Raw genomic sequence first — 16,035 nt, 5'->3', positions numbered from 1 at the left:
ATCGCCGGCGCCCAGGCACGGGATGGGCGCTCAGCCCGGTTGCGGTGCCAGCGTCTTGCTGAAGTGCGACACCCCGTTCAGGTCGATCAGCTCGACCGTCATCGCCTTCGTCGCCGGATCGATCAGCACTTCGCCGAAGAACTGGTAGCCGGAGAACGGCGACGAGTTCTGAATGACGGGCGCTTTCTGGAAGACGACGCTCGGCCCGAAGGTCTTGTCCAGTTTGTTGGGACCGAACGCGCCGGCGTTCATCGGGCCGGCCACGAACTCCCAGAACGGCGAAAAGTCAGTGAACTGCGCATTCGCCGGGTCATAGAAATGGGCGGCGCAATAGTGCACGTCGGCCGTCACCCACACTACATTCTTAACGGCCTTGATGGCCCGCAGCAGGCGCGCGATTTCCAGTTCGCGCCCGCTGGGCGCGCCGTCATCGCCGTTGGCGATCGCTTCCCACTTGTCGTTGCCCTGGGCATCCTTGCCGTCGCCCACCTGCAGGCCGACCGGCATGTCGGCGGCGATCACCTTCCAGGTGGCGGTCGACCTGGCCAGTTCGGCCACCAGCCAGTCGAGCTGGGCATTGCCCAGGAAGGCGGTGTCGGCGCTTTCCACGGCCTGGCGGTTGGCGCTGTTCGGGCCGCGGTAGCTGCGCATGTCGAGCACGAACACATCGAGCAGCGGCCCCTGCCCGATCTTGCGGTAGACGCGCTGCGCCTCGGGTTGCTTGAAGTAGCGCATCGGCGCGTACTCCAGGAAGGCGCGCTGGCCGCGTGCCGCCAGCAGCGCCACGTTCTTCTCGCTATAGCGGGCGTCGCCGGCGAGGTCCTTCGAGGCGCTGTAGTTGTTGGTCACCTCATGGTCGTCCCACTGCCAGATCTGCGGCACCTGGGCGGCGAACTTGCGGAAGTTCGCATCGAGCATGTTGTACGACTGGCGGCCACGGTACTCTTTCAAGGTCTCGGCCACCTTGCTCACTTCCTGCGTCACGATGTTGGTCCAGACGGCACCGTTTTCGGCGGTCTGCCTGGCCTCGATCGGGCCGTCGGCGTAGATGGTGTCGCCGCTGTGGATGAAGAAATCCGGATCGCGCTTGCGCATCGCCTCGTAGATCCTGTAGCCGCCGAACTCGGTGTTGATGCCCCAGCCCTGGCCGGCCTGGTCACCGCTCCAGTGGAAGCGCACCGGCTTGCGGGTATCGAGCGGCGCGGTACGGAACTGGCCGTTCAGGGTTTCGCTCTGGATGCTGCTGTTGTTCGGGTCGACGTATTTGACGCGCACGAAGACGGTCTGGCCCGCCGGCAGGCCGGTCAGGTCGACCCGCGACGTGAAGTCGGTCGCATCGGTCGCGGTGGGACCGACGATGCGGCTGGCATTGGCGAAGCGGTCGGTGGTGTCGTATTCGACCACCATGATCGCGTTGCGGTCGCTGCGGCTCCAGACGATCGCCCCATCGGCATTGACGTCGCCGAACTGCAGCCCCGATGGCAGTCTGGGGCGCTCGGCGTCGCTCGGAACGACGGCCGGCGCTGCGCCGGACGAACCGCCACAGCCCGACAGCAGAAAGGAACCGGACAGTGCGCCGCCCGACACGAGGAAGCGCCGGCGCGAGAAAGAAGTGCTCATGAAGTCTCCCGTGGTTGAACTCATCGGGAGTGTAGGAAGACTATGTGACCGGTTTGTGAATTCCCAATCGTGCGCGCTTGCAATCGTTTTGAACGCGAAACAGAATGGCGCCTATACTCGTCCCGACTCATGACGCCAACTTCTTCCATCCTCGCCGCCTTCGCGCCAACCGCGAAACTGCGCGCTGCCATCAACCTCGGCAATCCGATCCTCGCTTACGCCGATGCCGCCGGCAATGCGCGTGGCGTATCCGTCGACCTTGCCCGCGAATTCGCCCGGCGACTGGGCGTCGCGCTGGAACTCGTGGTCGTGGATACAGCAGGCAAGTCGGTCGACGCCGTCGCGTCGGAGCAGGCCGACATCGGGTTCTTCGCCATCGACCCGCTGCGCGGCGCGAACATCGCGTTCAGCGCGGCGTATGTGCTGATCGAGGGCAGCTACCTCGTGAAAGAGGATTCGCCGATCCAGGCCAACGAGGAAGTCGACGGGGCGCCCCACCGCGTCGTCGTCGGCAAGGGCAGCGCCTACGACCTGTTCCTGACGCGCACACTGCAACACGCGCAGATCCTGCGCTCGCCGACATCGCCCACCGTGGTCGATACTTTCCTGGAAGCCGGTGCCGAGGTCGCGGCAGGCGTCAGGCAGCAGCTGGAAGCGGATGCCCGACGCATTGGCGGCTTGCGCCTGCTGGACGGACGATTCATGGTCATCCAGCAGGCGACGGGCACGCCGAAGAGCCGCGGCGCCGACGCTGCCGCCTTTCTCGCGCGCTTTGTCGAGGAGGTAAAGGCGAGCGGCTTCGTTGCAGACGCCCTTGCGCGCCATCGCATCGAAGGCGCGTCGGTCGCGCCGGCAGCGGCGTGAACGGGTGCTGCGGAAAACAAAAAAGCGACCTTGCGGTCGCTTTTTCGTTTGCATCCTGGCGGAGACGGTGGGATTCGAACCCACGATACGGGTATAAGCCATATGCATCCTTAGCAGGGATGTGCCTTCGGCCACTCGGCCACGTCTCCAATCAGCTTCACAGTGTTGCTCGATGTCGCTGAGTGCACGCATATTAATGGCCACACCTCATTTCGTCAAGGAAGCGCGACCAATTTATGCGAAAAAGTTAAGCTTGCTCTAAACCAAACGCTTTATGCAGGGCGCGTACGGCCAGTTCCATGTACTTTTCGTCGATCAGGACCGAGATCTTGATCTCCGAGGTCGAGATCATCATGATGTTGATGCCCTCGTCCGCCAGCGTGCGGAACATCTGCGAGGCGACGCCGACGTGGCTGCGCATGCCCACGCCCACGGCCGACACCTTCGACACCTTGGCGTCGCCGACCAAGCGCGCGAAGCCGAGCACGTCCTTCTGCGCTTCCAGCACGGCCAGGGCGCGCTGGTAGTCGTTGCGCGAGACCGTGAACGTGAAATCCGTTTTACCGTCTACCGACACATTCTGTATGATCATGTCGACCTCGATGTTGGCCTCCGAGACCGGACCGAGGATGTGGAAGGCGACGCCCGGCTTGTCGGGCACGCCCAGGACGGTGATTTTGGCTTCATCGCGGTGGTTGGCGATGCCCGAGATGACGGCTTGTTCCATATTGCTTTCTTCCTCAAACGAAATCAGGGTTCCCGACTTGGCTTCTTCTTCGAGCGGCATCAGGGGATCGGTCAGCGACGACAGCACGCGCGTCGGCACGCGGTAGTTGCCGGCAAATTCGACGGAGCGGGTCTGCAGGACCTTGGAGCCGAGCGACGCCAGTTCCAGCATCTCTTCGAAGGTGATCTTTTCCAGGCGGCGCGCCTCGTCGACGATGCGCGGGTCCGTGGTGTAGACGCCGTCGACGTCGGTGTAGATCAGGCATTCGTCGGCCTTCAGCGCGGCTGCGATGGCGACTGCCGAGGTGTCCGAGCCGCCGCGGCCCAGGGTCGAGATGTTGCCTTCTTCGTCGACGCCCTGGAAGCCGGTGATGATCACGATCTTGCCGGCATCGAGGTCGGCGCGCACGCGGCTGTCGTCGATCGACTGGATGCGGGCCTTGGTGAAGGCCGAATCGGTCTTGATGCCCACCTGCCAGCCGGTGTACGACACGGCATCCTTGCCGCGCGCCAGCAGCGCCATCGCCAGCAGGCCGACCGAGACCTGCTCGCCGGTGGAAGCGATCATGTCGAGTTCGCGCGGGTCCGGCTGGGCCATGATTTCCTTGGCGAGGCCGATCAGGCGGTTGGTTTCACCCGACATTGCCGACGGCACGACGACGACGCGGTGACCGGCGTCATGCCATTTCGCGACGCGCGCGGCGACGTTCTTGATACGGTCCGTCGAACCCATCGACGTCCCGCCATATTTGTGGACGATTAAAGCCATGAAGTGGGGGTTTCCGCTTGTAAAAAGTCAATAGAGCCTTTTACTGTACATGCTGCGGTGCAGAATCTCAAGCCTTGGCATGGTCAAACCTATACCGAATTGGTATATGGTCATGCGGAAATGGAATTACAGTGCGGCCGGATTCAGTCGCCGGTTTCCCACCGCAGCGCGATGCGCCCCGCCCCCTCTTGCAGGTAATGGCAGTCCATGCCGAGCCCGGCCGCGTACAGCAGGTCGATGCCGCTGCTGACGATCGGCAGCCGGGTACGCTCCCAGGCCGGCACGCCGCCCGCCTGGAAATGCGCCTTCAGGCTGCGGCTGGGCCGGTTCGGCGCCAGCTTCAGGCGCTCGCCGCCCTTGCGGAAATCGATCGCCAGCGGCTGGGCGCGCAGCCAGGCGGGATCGAAGCCATGTGCTGCCTCATCGAAATGCAGGATGCCGCCGTAGTCCGGGAAAGCCAGCGCGCTTTCGCCCGCCCAGCGGAAGGCCTGGGCGTGCTTGTCGATGATGCCTTCGTCGTCCGGGTCGCGCATGCCGGCGAGGTCAGGCAGCTTCGGTACTAAATAGAGACGCTCGCGGTGGCGCCGCACATCGCACTCCGGATGCACCACCAGCAGCTGCGCATCCTCGCGCGCCGAGAACAGCTGGCCGATCATCTCGTCCATCCACGCCGTCGACGGCATCGCCAGGCGGCGTACCGAGAACCAGTGGCGCAGGACATTGTTGATGCGGTCCGGGCTCAGCGCGCGCAGTTGCGCCAGGTCGATGGCATCGCCGTCCAGGCAGCGCTCCAGATCCTGGCCGGCGACCTCGAGCAGCACGCGCAGCGCCGACTGGGCATGCATGCTGCTGCGCGCGACGCGTGCCTGGAAGCCGGGGAAGGCCGCGGCCAGCGCCGGCATCACCGTGTGGCGCAGCGCGTTGCGGGCGTAGCGCGGGTCGCTGTTCGATTCGTCCTCGACCCAGTCGATGCCCTCCTCCTTCGCCAGCACTTCCAGGTCGGCGCGTGCCGCCTGCAGCAGCGGCCGTGCCATCAGCAGATGCTCGTCGCCCAGCAGCGTCGGGGCGCGGTTGGCGGTGTCCATGCCGGACAGGCCGGCCGGGCCGGACCCGCGCAGCAATTGCAGCAGCACCGTCTCAGCCTGGTCGTCGAGATGGTGGGCGGTGAGGAGCAGGTCCGCGCCATGCGCGCGGCACATGGTGCCCAGCGCCGCGTAGCGTGCCTTGCGGGCGGCCGCTTCGATGCCGCTCTTGCCCTTTTCCACGCTGACGGCGCGCGCGTCGAAAGCGATGCCGAGCGTGGCGCAGGCGGCGGCGCAGTGCGCGCGCCAGGCATCGGCGTTCGGACTCAGTCCGTGGTGGACGTGGAAGGCGGACAGGGACAGCCCGTGCTCGCGCGCATACGCGTGCGCGAGACGCAGCAAGACCATCGAATCGAGGCCGCCGCTGAGGGCGACCGCGATCGCGGGTGCAGTACTCGGGAAGTATTCGGACCGCAGGCCGCCGAGGGCCTGCGCAAAGAGAGAGGAAACGCCGGCAGCAGCCGGCCTGCCGCGGCCAGCCGCTTTACCGCTTTGCATCATTCCTCGCGCGGGGTGGTTTCCTTGAATTTGCCGTAGGCCATCAGCTTGGCGTGACGGGCCTCGAGCAGATCCTTGGTCTTCATGCCCTGGAACTGGCGCAGGGTGTCGGCCAGCGCGCGCTTCAGGCCCTGGGCCATGGCGGCCGGGTCGCGGTGGGCGCCGCCCAGCGGTTCGCTGATGATCTTGTCGATCAGGCCGATGGCTTTCAGGCGGTGTGCGGTCAGGCCCAGCGCGTCGGCGGCGTCGGCCGCGCGTTCCGAGGTCTTCCACAGGATCGAGGCGCAGCCTTCCGGCGAGATCACCGAATAGGTGGCGTACTGCAGCATCAGCACCGCGTCGCCGACGGCAATCGCCAGCGCGCCGCCGGAACCGCCTTCGCCGATGATGGTGGCGATCAGCGGCACTTTCAGTTCGGCCATGACGTACAGGTTGTGGCCGATCGCTTCCGACTGGCCGCGCTCTTCGGCGTCGATGCCGGGGAAGGCGCCCGGGGTGTCGACGAAGGTGAAGATCGGCAGGTTGAACTTCTCGGCCAGCTTCATCAGGCGCATCGCCTTGCGGTAGCCTTCGGGCTTGGGCATGCCGAAGTTGCGCATCGCGCGCTCTTTCGTGTCGCGGCCCTTCTGGTGGCCGATGACCATGCAGGACTGGCCGTTGAAGCGGGCCAGGCCGCCGATGATCGACTGGTCGTCGGCGAAGGTGCGGTCGCCGTGCAGTTCATGGAAATCGGTGAAGATCGCGTTCACGTAGTCCATCGTGTAGGGACGCTGCGGGTGGCGCGCGATCTGGGAAACCTGCCATGGCGTCAGCTTGGCATAGATGTCTTTCGTCAGTTGCTGGCTCTTCTTGGCCAGGCGGTCGATTTCTTCCGAGATGTCGACGGCCGAATCGTCCTGCACGAAGCGCAGTTCTTCGATCTTTGAATCGAGCTCGGCAATCGGCTGCTCGAAGCTGAGGAAAGTTGTTTTACTCATTGTACCTCCGGGTGTTTTGGTGGCCGCGCCCGGGTCGACTCACCAGGGGCCGCGGCAGCAAGGGCGCTATTCTATACTGGAATCGGGTCTAAACTGCGCCATAAGTACCAGGTAGCAACCGTCCGCCAAGGCTCCCAGTTGGCCGCCACTTCGCGCGCATCGCTGCGCGACACCGGCTCGCCCGAGAAATAATTCTGGCTGATGCCCTGGATCAAGCCCGCATCGTCGAGCGGCAGCACGTTTGGCCTGAGCAGATTAAATATCAAAAACATCTCGGCTGTCCAGCGGGTGATGCCGCGAATCTGGACCAGTTCCGCGATCACGGCTTCGTCAGCCATTTCCGACCACTGGTCGGCATGTACCCGCTTGTCCTTGAAGTGGCCGGCCAGGTCGAGGATGTATTCGGTCTTGCGCTTCGACAGGCCGCACGCCGACACCGGCTCGGCGCCGGCCTTCAGCACCTGCGCCGGCGTCATCTTCGGGCACAGCGTGCGCAGCTTGGTCCAGGCGGCTTCGGCAGCCTTGACCGTCACTTGCTGGCCGACGATGGAACGGGCCAGCGTCGTGAACGGGTCCGGATGGCCGCGCAGGTGCATGTCGCCGAACTGCGGGATCAGCTTGTTCATGATGCGGTCCCGCCGCATGAGTTCAGCCTTCGCCTCCGCCCAGTAAGGCGGAACGTCGGGCAGCACCGGGTCGGTGCCCGCGAGGTCCTTGGAAAGTGCCATGCGTGGTCTTGTCGCCGGCTCAGGCGCGGCGCCAGTTGGTGGTGCCGTCCGGCTTGTCTTCGAGCACCACGCCGGCCGCCGTCAGCTCGGCGCGGATGGCGTCGGCTTCGGCGAAGTTGCGGGCTGCCTTGGCGGCCTTGCGGCGCGCGATGGCGTCGACGATGGCGGCTTCGTCCAGGGCGCCGGCATCCGGGCTGCCGGCCTGCAGGAATTGCTGCGGGCTGCGCTCGAGCAGGCCGATCACGCCGGCCAGCGCCTTCAGCTGGCGCGCGGTGTCGACCGATTTGGTGCGGTTGACTTCGCTGGCCAGGTCGAACAGCGCGGCCACCGCCAGCGGCGTGTTGAAGTCGTCGTCCATCGCCTCGCGGAAGCGTTTCGCGTGTGGCTCGTCCCAGTCGACGCTCAGCGGCTCGCCGCCCAGTTCGATGCCGGCCAGTGCCGTGTACAGGCGCGTCAGCGCGCCCTTGGCGTCGTCGATGTGGGCATCCGAGTAATTCAGCGGGCTGCGGTAGTGGGCGCGCAGGATGAAGAAGCGCACCACTTCGGCATCGTATTTCTTCAGTACGTCGCGGATCGTGAAGAAGTTGCCCAGCGATTTGGACATCTTTTCGTTATCGACGCGCACGAAGCCGTTGTGGATCCAGTAGTTCGCCATCGGCGCCCCGAAGGCGCCCTCGGACTGGGCGATCTCGTTCTCGTGGTGCGGGAACTGCAGGTCGGCGCCGCCGCCGTGGATGTCGAAGTGCTCGCCCAGCATGGCGCACGACATGGCCGAGCACTCGATGTGCCAGCCCGGGCGGCCGATGCCCCACTTCGAATCCCATTTGGCTTCCGCCGGTTCGGATTCCTTGCCGGCTTTCCACAGCACGAAGTCGAGCGGATCGCGCTTGCCGGTGTTGACGTCGACGCGTTCGCCGGCACGCAGGTCGTCCAGCGACTTGCCGGACAGCTTGCCGTAGCCGGGGAAGTTGCGCACCGCGTAGTTGACGTCGCCGTCTTCGCCACGATAGGCGAGTTCTTTCTGTTCCAGCTTCTCGATGATCGACAGCATGTGCGGCACGTACTCGGTCGCGCGCGGCGCGTAGTCCGGTGCCAGGATGCCGAGGGCGTCGGCATCTTCGTTCATGGCGTCGATGAAGCGCGTGGTCAGCTGGGTGATGGTTTCGTTGTTCTCGACCGCGCGACGGATGATCTTGTCTTCGATGTCGGTGATGTTGCGGACGTACTTGACCTCGTAGCCGGACGCCTTGAACCAGCGGTAGATCACGTCGAAGGCCATCATCATCCGGGCGTGGCCGACGTGGCAGTAATCGTAGACCGTGATCCCGCACACGTACATGTTGATCTTGCCGGGCTGGATCGGAACGAATACCTGCTTGTCACGCGCCAGCGTGTTGTAAATCTTTAGTTGGCTCATCGGATGGTTGGCTAGAGGTTGGAGCATGACGCTCGGACGGACACACGCGGCAAGGCGCGGCCGGCGTCGGATCGTCAGGACTGGTTCTTATTGTTTTGGAATGTATGTTCCGTTTGATAAAATCGACAGTCCGTCGCGAAGTATAGCATTGATAAAATCCCGACTGGCCGCAGATGCCGACAGTTTATTTTTCTACAAAACCCTTGACAGTAGTTTGCTTTATGTCGATCGAGAGGAAGCCACCGATGCACACATTCAAACCGTCCGGCGCCCGGATGCTGACCCGTTTCGCCGTTGCCGCTGGCGCCCTGCTGCTGTCGGCCGCCGCCTTTGCCGCCGACCCGCAGGTGTCGCTGAAGACCAGCATGGGCGAGATCGTGCTGGAACTGGACCAGGAAAAAGCGCCGATCACGGTCGATAATTTCCTGAAATACGTAAAATCCGGCTTCTACAAGGGCACGATCTTTCACCGCGTGATCGACGGCTTCATGATCCAGGGCGGCGGCATGGACGCCAAGTTCGTCAACCGCAAGCCGCGTCCGCCGATCAAGAACGAATCCAACAATGGCTTGTCCAACGCGGCTTACACGGTCGCGATGGCGCGCGAAGACAATCCCGACTCGGCCACCTCGCAATTCTTCATCAACGTCGTCGACAATTTCGGCCTCGACGCCATCAACCGCGTGGACGGCGGCTATACCGTGTTCGGCAAGGTCGTGAAGGGCAAGGAAGTGGTCGACAAGATCAAGGGCGTGCTGGTCGACGACACCCACGGCTACCAGAACGTGCCGGTCACGCCGGTCGTGATCGAGTCCGTGACCGTGCTCAAGGGCGACAAGGCTGTAAAATAACGAACTCTCAACACCACTACACACAGGATACCAACATGACCACCGTACTCATGACCACCAACAAGGGCAACATCAAGGTCGAGCTGGACGACGCCAAAGCACCGAAGACCGTTGAAAACTTCCTGTACTACGTGAACAAGGGCCAGTTCAGCAACACCATCTTCCACCGCGTCATCAAGGACTTCATGATCCAGGGCGGCGGCTTCGAAGTCGGCATGAAGCAGAAGGACACCGACCAGACCGTGGAAAACGAAGGCAAGAACGGCCTGAAGAACGACAAGTACACGATCGCGATGGCCCGTACCTCGGCCCCGCACTCGGCATCGGCCCAGTTCTTCATCAACACCAAGAACAACGACTTCCTGAACTACCCGGGCCAGGATGGCTGGGGCTACGCCGTGTTCGGCAAGGTCGTCGAAGGCCAGGACGTGGTCGACCAGATCAACACCGTCAAGACCACCCGCGCCGGCATGCACGCCGACGTGCCGGCCGATGCGGTGATCATCGAGAAAGTCGAAGTCGTCCAGTAATCCACCCTCGAGCTTGATGCAACCCGCGCGCGGGACCTCGCCATGACCACTCCCGCGCGCATGCTTGCGCTGTTCATCTCGGACCTGCACCTGCAGGCATCCCACCCGCGCACGGCGGAGGCCTTTTTCGGCTTCCTCGCCGGGCGCGCGCACCACGCCGAGGCGCTCTACCTGCTCGGCGACATCTTCGAGTACTGGGCCGGCGACGACGACCTCGAGACACCGTTCAACGCCGAGGTGGCCGGTGCGCTGCGCCGCCTGGCCGACGCCGGCGTCAAGCTTTACTGGATGGCCGGCAACCGCGATTTCCTCGCCGGCCAGGGCTTTGCCGACGCGGCCGGCTTGAGCCTGCTGGCGGAGCCGCACGTCGCGCAGTTCGCCGGCATGCGCGTGGCGCTGGTCCACGGCGACGCCCAGTGCACCGGCGACACCAAATACATGGCCTTCCGCGCCCAGGTGCGCGAAGCGGCCTGGCAACAGCAATTCCTGGCCATGCCCCTGGGCCAGCGCAAGGCGATCATCGCCGGCCTGCGCGAAGGCAGCCGCGCCGCCCACACTGAAAAATCCTACGAGATCATGGACGTGGCGCCGGCGGCGGTCGCCGAGCTGCATGACAGCACCGGCGCCGACACCATCATCCACGGCCACACCCACCGCCCCGCCCTGCACCAGGACGGCCCACGGCGCCGCTACGTGCTGCCCGACTGGGAGCTCGACGAGGAGCCGGTGCGCGGCGGCTGGATCGCGATCGATGCCGCCGGTAACATCACGCGCCACGCCCTCGACGGCACGCAGCTCTGATCCGACCTATCCGAACTGACAGGATGGCACCCGCCATCCCTGTGTTGACAGTGACAAGACTGGTGTTATACTTAACTACAACACCACACCATTACATCACCAACATGGAGGCAGGCATGGGTATCCAGGCTGCACCGCAGGAAAGCGAGGCCGGCAATGACCATCGGCTGGAATGACAATACACCGATCTACAGGCAGCTCAAGGAGCGTGTGATCGGCATGATGCTGGATGGCGCGCTGAAATCCGGCGACGCCCTGCCCTCGGTGCGCCAGATCGCCGCCGAATACCAGCTGAATCCGATCACGGTGTCCAAGGCTTACCAGGAACTGGTCGACGATAACTTGGTGGAAAAACGAAGGGGGATCGGTATGTACGTCACGGAAGGAGCCAGCGAAAAGCTGCTGGCGAGCGAGCGCGAACGTTTCCTGCGCGAAGAATGGCCGGCCATGCTGGAACGCATCCGCCGCCTGGGCCTGGACACCGAACAACTGCTGCGCGATACGAACGGAGACCGCTCATGAGCAGCGTGATCACGGCCAAAGGCCTCACCAAGCGCTACGGCAAGCGGGTCGCCGTCGACGGCATCGATTTCGACATCCCCGCCGGGCGCATCGTCGGACTGATCGGCCCCAACGGTTCCGGCAAGACCACCACGCTGAAGGCGGCGCTGGGGCTGATCCCGTTCGAGGGCTCGCTGTCGGTGCTGGGTTTCGACCCGCGCACCCAGCGCGACGACCTGATGCAGGACGTCTGCTTCATTGCCGACGTCGCCATCCTGCCGCGCTGGCTGCGTGTAAAAGATGCGATCGACTTCGTCGCCGGCGTGCACCCGCGCTTCAACCGCGAGAAGGCCGAACGCTACATCGCCGCGACCTCGCTGCGCCTCACGATGAGGGTGAAGGAAATGTCGAAGGGGATGATCGTCCAGCTGCACCTGGCGCTGGTGATGGCCATCGACGCCAAGCTGCTGGTGCTGGACGAACCGACGCTCGGCCTCGACATCCTCTACCGCAAGCAGTTCTACCAGAACCTGCTGGAAGATTATTTTGACGAGCACAAGACCATCGTCATCACCACCCACCAGGTCGAGGAGGTCGAGCACATCCTGACCGACCTGATGTTCATCCGCGAAGGCCGCATCGTGCTGGCCGCGTCGATGGAAGAAATCGGCGAGCGCTACATCGAGGTGATGGTCTCGCACGACAAGCTCAGCGCCGCGAACGCGCTGCAGCCGATCGACCGCCGCACCGTGTTCGGCAAATCCGTGATGCTGTTCGACGCAGCCTCCAATGGCGTCTCGCGCCAGCAGCTGGCCGCCCTCGGCGAAACCCGCAACCCGAGCGTGGCCGATTTGTTCGTCGCCACCATGAAAGGAAGCTACGCATGAACACCGTGACCATGAAATGGCTGCTGCGCCGCGAATTCTGGGAATACAAGGGCTCGATGTTCTGGGCGCCGCTGGCGGTGGCCGCGCTGCTGGTGCTGTTCCTCGGCGGTACCATGGTTTACGGCCTGGCGATGCACAACCTCCCGACCCACGTCACCATCAACGGCCAGACGGTCAACGGCATCAAGGTCGGCGTCACGCTCGAGGCCACGCGCCGGATCGCGCAACTGGGCAGCAGCGTTTACCTGGGCGCATCCCTGCCGCTGTTCGCGCTGCTGACCGCGGTGATCTTTTCGTACTGCCTCGGTGCGCTGCACGACGAGCGGCGCGACCGCAGCATCCTGTTCTGGAAGTCGCTGCCGGTGTCGGACGGGATGACGGTGCTGTCCAAGGCCATCACTGCGCTGCTGGTGGCGCCGCTGATCACGATCGTGCTGGGCACCGTCGCGTCTCTGCTGCTGCTGCTCATCTCGTGCGTGACGCTCGGCCTCGGCGGCGTCCACGTATTCGGTTATGTGCTGACCTCGCCCGATCTCTACCTGTCGCCGCTACGCCTGCTTGCCCTGCTGCCGGTGTACGTGGTGTGGGCGCTGCCCGCCGTCGGCTGGCTGCTGCTGGTGTCGAGCTGGGCGCGCGCCAAGCCGCTGATCTGGGCGGTGGGCGTGCCGCTGATCGGCCTGCTCCTGGTGAAATGGATCAGCCTGGCCGCCGCCAGCGTGAACGGCGAACCGCTCGGCCTGATGCCCTATGCGCAGGACGTGGTCGCCCGCCTGCTCGGCGGCATCGTGCCCGGCATCTGGTTCACCTTCGACGGCGTGCCGCCCGCCGTGCGCACCGACCCAAACGGCGCCGCGATGGATGGCCTGGTCAGCAGTTCGTATGCGACGCTGGCCCATGCCGACGCCTGGCTGTGGGCACTGCTTGGCGCCGCCATGCTGTATGCGGCGATGCGCCTGCGCCGCTTCCGCGACGAAGGCTGATCCATTCGACCTGCATCGCGCCGCCTGTCGATGCAGGTCCTGTGCGCGGCGCCGGGCCGGCGCGGATTACTCGAACTGCTGGCGAAACGCCGCGAACTGCGCCTTGAGTTCGTCGACCTCGACGCGCAGGCTGGCCACTTCCTGCTCCAGCTGGGCCACGCGCGAACCCGACGACGGTGTGCTCGGCGCGCTGGCGGCACCGAAGGCGGAATCGTCGCGCGCCAGGTTGATCGCGCCGCCCAGCAGGTGGCCGTAGCGCGATTCCTTGGTGCCCGGCGCGCGTTCCAGGCGCGCCACCAGCGGCGGGTATTTGTCGATCAGAAATTGCAGGCCGGCCTCGACGTCGGACACCGACTTGAAGTCGTACAGGCGCCCGCTGCGCGAGCGGATCTCGCCGGCGGTCTGCAGGCCGCGCAGCATCAGCACGGTGAGGATGGCGACCTTGTCCTGCTCGAGCGACCACTTGATGCGCATGCGGTGCTCGTATTTCACGACGCGGGCGCCGGCCTGGGTGATGCCGTTGACCAGCTTGCGCTGCATGAGGCGCTGCAGGGTGTCGTGCACCACGTCTTCCGGCAGCTGCATCACCGGATCGCGGCTGGACAGCTGGTTGCAGCCGTTCATCAGCGCGTTCAGCGTGAGCGGATAGTTGTCCGGCGTGAGCGCCTCTTTTTCGGCGAGCACGCCGAGGACGCGGATTTCGAAGGGATCGAGATCGGATGCCGGGTCGAAGCTGCCCGGGATATTGTCTTCCATATTGCTCTCTTTACGCTCAATCTACCAGCCGGTTCAGCTGGGCCTGATCGAGTTTATCATTCTCGTCCATCCTCTGGCAGGCGATGCCGGCTGCCTTCATGGTGGCGCACAGGCGTTCGATCTGCTCGTCCTGGGCCGCCGCGTGCGCGATCAGGTTGCGCAGCGCCTTCGACAGCGGGTCGTCGCCGTTGGGCGTGACGCCGTAGGCCGCGAACATCTGGGCGCTGCGCGCCTGCTCTTCCTTGCGCACCAGGTGAGCCGGGTTGCCGACCGCGGTGGCGCCGGCCGGCACCGGCTTCACGACCACGGCGTTGGAGCCGATCTTGGCGTACTCGCCCACGGTGAACGCGCCCAGCACCTGGGCGCCGGCGCCGACGATCACGCCGCGCTCGAGCGTGGGATGGCGCTTGGTGCCGGCCACCAGCGTGGTGCCGCCCAGGGTCACGCCCTGGTAGATGGTGCAGTCGTCGCCGACCACGGCCGTTTCGCCGATGACCACGCCGAAGCCGTGGTCGATGAAGACGCGCCGGCCGATGGTCGCGCCCGGGTGGATCTCGATGCCGGTGACGATGCGCGCGATATACGAGATGAAGCGGCCCAGCCATTTGAAGCCGGCATACCAGCAGGCGTGCGCCCAGCGATGCATGACCACGGCATGCAGGCCGGGATAACAGGTGAGCACTTCCCATCCGTTGCGCGCCGCAGGGTCGCGCTCGATGATGCTCTGGATATCTTCACGCAGATTGGAAAACATAGGATAAAACCGTGGCAAACAGACAGCATGGTAGCGTATCCGGGCCGGTCTTGCTTGCGGGCCTTCGGTCTGGCCTGGAAAGAAAAAGCCCGCTGCGCGGCAATGCCGGGCAACGGGCGTTCAGTGCCGGGGCGGATGGCTTACTGCGGCTCTTTGGCCAGACGCTGGCGGCGCGCCTCGTACAGGCAGACGCCGGAGGCGACCGAGACGTTCAGGCTCTCGACCGAGCCGAACATCGGGATGTTGACCAGCACGTCGCAAGTCTCGCGGGTCAGGCGGCGCATGCCCTCGCCTTCCGAGCCCATCACCAGCGCCGTCGGGCCGGTGAAGTCGCCTTCGTACAGGCCCTTGTCGGCGTCGTCGGACGTGCCGATCAGCCAGATGCCGCGGTCCTTCAGGTCGCGCATGGTGCGCGCCAGGTTGGTGACGGTGATGTAGGGCACGCTCTCGGCGGCGCCGCTGGCGACCTTGGCGGCGGTGGCGTTCAGGCCGACCGAGCGGTCCTTCGGCGCGATGACCGCGTGCGCGCCGACGCCGTCGGCCACGCGCAGGCAGGCGCCCAGGTTGTGCGGATCGGTGATGCCGTCCAGGATCAGCAGCAGCGGCGGACCTTCCACCACGTCCAGCAGCTCATCCAGGTTGCGCGCCAGCGACAGCTGGCTGGCGAACGCGATCACGCCCTGGTGGCGGCGGGTGCCGACGATCTTGTCGAGGCGCGCCGACTCCACCGGCATGACGCGCACGCCGGCCTGCTTGGCGTTGGCGATCAGGTCCTGCATGCGGCGGTCCTGGCGCTCGGCATCGACAAAGATCTCTTCCACCGATGCTGCCTCGTGCCGCAGGCGCGAGGTCACCGCATGGAAGCCAAAAATCATTTTATTTTTCATTCGTTACGTCTTCTTCCTGCTAGTTTTAAACCATGGGGCCGGAGCCCGGTTCACACGGGTGGGCTCCGACCTCATCTGACTACTGTTCTTGTTGTGTTGACGACGCCCGCTTACTTCGCCTTGGGTGCCGCTTTTTTAGCCGCAGCTTTTTTGGCCACTGCTTTTTTGGCAGCCGGTTTTTTCGCTGGCGCCGTTACAACGGCTTGCGCCGCTGGCTCGGCCGGCTTGCTGCTTGCCCGCTTCTTTTTCGGCGCCGGTTCTGCCGGGGCCGGTTCCGCTGCCGGCACTTCCAGCGCCGCTGGCTTGGCAGCGCGCTTTTTCTTTGGTGCCGGTTCCGCCGGTGCCGGTTCCGGCGCGGGCACTGGTGCCGGTGCCGCAGCTTCCTGCGGCGCCTGCTTCGCAGCGCG

General features: G+C 64.7%; 16 protein-coding genes and 1 tRNA gene. 7 read left to right on the top strand and 10 right to left on the bottom strand.

The window, feature by feature from the left end:
• Positions 1-30: 30 nt before the first annotated feature.
• On the bottom strand, positions 31-1,620 hold the full coding sequence (locus FBX97_RS04505) for an alkaline phosphatase (RefSeq protein WP_141829029.1): 1,590 nt from the start codon (positions 1,618-1,620) through the stop codon (positions 31-33).
• A gap of 129 nt (positions 1,621-1,749) precedes the next feature.
• Between FBX97_RS04505 and FBX97_RS04500 the strand changes: the two genes are divergently transcribed.
• A complete protein-coding gene (locus FBX97_RS04500; RefSeq protein WP_141829027.1) occupies positions 1,750-2,484 on the top strand; it encodes an ABC transporter substrate-binding protein in 735 nt (244 codons plus the stop codon).
• 56 nt (positions 2,485-2,540) lie between these two features.
• Here the strand turns inward: FBX97_RS04500 and FBX97_RS04495 are convergent.
• The 6 genes from FBX97_RS04495 to cysS form a co-directional block, all read right to left on the bottom strand.
• A tRNA-Ser gene (locus FBX97_RS04495) sits at positions 2,541-2,633 on the bottom strand.
• Positions 2,634-2,731: 98 nt separating this feature from the next.
• The gene (locus FBX97_RS04490) at positions 2,732-3,979 is read right to left on the bottom strand and encodes an aspartate kinase (protein WP_141829025.1); all 1,248 of its coding nucleotides are present in this window, start codon (positions 3,977-3,979) and stop codon (positions 2,732-2,734) included.
• A gap of 143 nt (positions 3,980-4,122) precedes the next feature.
• Complete coding sequence (gene tilS / locus FBX97_RS04485) at positions 4,123-5,559, bottom strand: tRNA lysidine(34) synthetase TilS (protein WP_141830882.1); 1,437 nt, start codon at positions 5,557-5,559, stop codon at positions 4,123-4,125.
• On the bottom strand, positions 5,559-6,536 hold the full coding sequence (locus FBX97_RS04480; protein ID WP_141829023.1) for an acetyl-CoA carboxylase carboxyltransferase subunit alpha: 978 nt from the start codon (positions 6,534-6,536) through the stop codon (positions 5,559-5,561). The genes tilS and FBX97_RS04480 overlap by 1 nt, the downstream gene beginning before the upstream one ends.
• Before the next feature lie 71 nt (positions 6,537-6,607).
• Complete coding sequence (locus tag FBX97_RS04475; RefSeq protein ID WP_141829021.1) at positions 6,608-7,264, bottom strand: DNA-3-methyladenine glycosylase; 657 nt, start codon at positions 7,262-7,264, stop codon at positions 6,608-6,610.
• Between the two features lie 19 nt (positions 7,265-7,283).
• Positions 7,284-8,681, bottom strand: a complete 1,398-nt coding sequence (gene cysS, locus FBX97_RS04470; RefSeq protein WP_141829019.1) for a cysteine--tRNA ligase — start codon at positions 8,679-8,681, stop codon at positions 7,284-7,286.
• Between the two features lie 245 nt (positions 8,682-8,926).
• On the opposite strand from cysS, the gene FBX97_RS04465 reads away from it, so the two are divergent.
• From FBX97_RS04465 to FBX97_RS04440, 6 genes are all read left to right on the top strand, one after another.
• Positions 8,927-9,532 (top strand): peptidylprolyl isomerase, encoded by a 606-nt coding sequence (locus FBX97_RS04465; protein ID WP_141829017.1) that lies wholly within the window; start codon positions 8,927-8,929, stop codon positions 9,530-9,532.
• A 35-nt stretch (positions 9,533-9,567) separates the two neighbouring features.
• Complete coding sequence (locus FBX97_RS04460; RefSeq protein ID WP_141829015.1) at positions 9,568-10,062, top strand: peptidylprolyl isomerase; 495 nt, start codon at positions 9,568-9,570, stop codon at positions 10,060-10,062.
• A gap of 42 nt (positions 10,063-10,104) precedes the next feature.
• Positions 10,105-10,863 carry a UDP-2,3-diacylglucosamine diphosphatase gene (locus FBX97_RS04455; RefSeq protein WP_141829013.1) on the top strand — a complete coding sequence of 253 codons (759 nt, stop codon included), beginning with the start codon at positions 10,105-10,107 and terminating at the stop codon, positions 10,861-10,863.
• A gap of 156 nt (positions 10,864-11,019) precedes the next feature.
• Positions 11,020-11,385, top strand: coding sequence for a GntR family transcriptional regulator (locus FBX97_RS04450; protein WP_141829011.1), 366 nt, complete (start codon positions 11,020-11,022; stop codon positions 11,383-11,385).
• Positions 11,382-12,251, top strand: coding sequence for an ABC transporter ATP-binding protein (locus FBX97_RS04445; RefSeq protein WP_141829009.1), 870 nt, complete (start codon positions 11,382-11,384; stop codon positions 12,249-12,251). Before FBX97_RS04450 ends, FBX97_RS04445 begins: the two co-directional genes overlap by 4 nt.
• Positions 12,248-13,231: a hypothetical protein gene (locus FBX97_RS04440; protein WP_141829007.1), complete on the top strand. Its 984-nt coding sequence runs from the start codon at positions 12,248-12,250 to the stop codon at positions 13,229-13,231. The genes FBX97_RS04445 and FBX97_RS04440 overlap by 4 nt, the downstream gene beginning before the upstream one ends.
• Before the next feature lie 66 nt (positions 13,232-13,297).
• Here FBX97_RS04440 and FBX97_RS04435 read toward each other — a convergent pair whose 3' ends face one another.
• The 3 genes from FBX97_RS04435 to rlmB all read right to left on the bottom strand — a co-directional run bounded on the left by FBX97_RS04435 (position 13,298) and on the right by rlmB (position 15,628).
• Complete coding sequence (locus tag FBX97_RS04435; RefSeq protein ID WP_141829006.1) at positions 13,298-13,987, bottom strand: YceH family protein; 690 nt, start codon at positions 13,985-13,987, stop codon at positions 13,298-13,300.
• Positions 13,988-14,003: 16 nt separating this feature from the next.
• Complete coding sequence (gene cysE / locus FBX97_RS04430; RefSeq protein WP_141829004.1) at positions 14,004-14,741, bottom strand: serine O-acetyltransferase; 738 nt, start codon at positions 14,739-14,741, stop codon at positions 14,004-14,006.
• Between the two features lie 140 nt (positions 14,742-14,881).
• Positions 14,882-15,628 (bottom strand): 23S rRNA (guanosine(2251)-2'-O)-methyltransferase RlmB, encoded by a 747-nt coding sequence (rlmB, locus tag FBX97_RS04425; RefSeq protein ID WP_141829002.1) that lies wholly within the window; start codon positions 15,626-15,628, stop codon positions 14,882-14,884.
• Positions 15,629-16,035: the final 407 nt, after the last annotated feature.

The organism is Herbaspirillum sp. SJZ107 (assembly GCF_006715485.1).
Taxonomy (GTDB): domain Bacteria; phylum Pseudomonadota; class Gammaproteobacteria; order Burkholderiales; family Burkholderiaceae_D; genus Telluria.
This window is presented reverse-complemented; position numbering and strand designations above follow the sequence as displayed.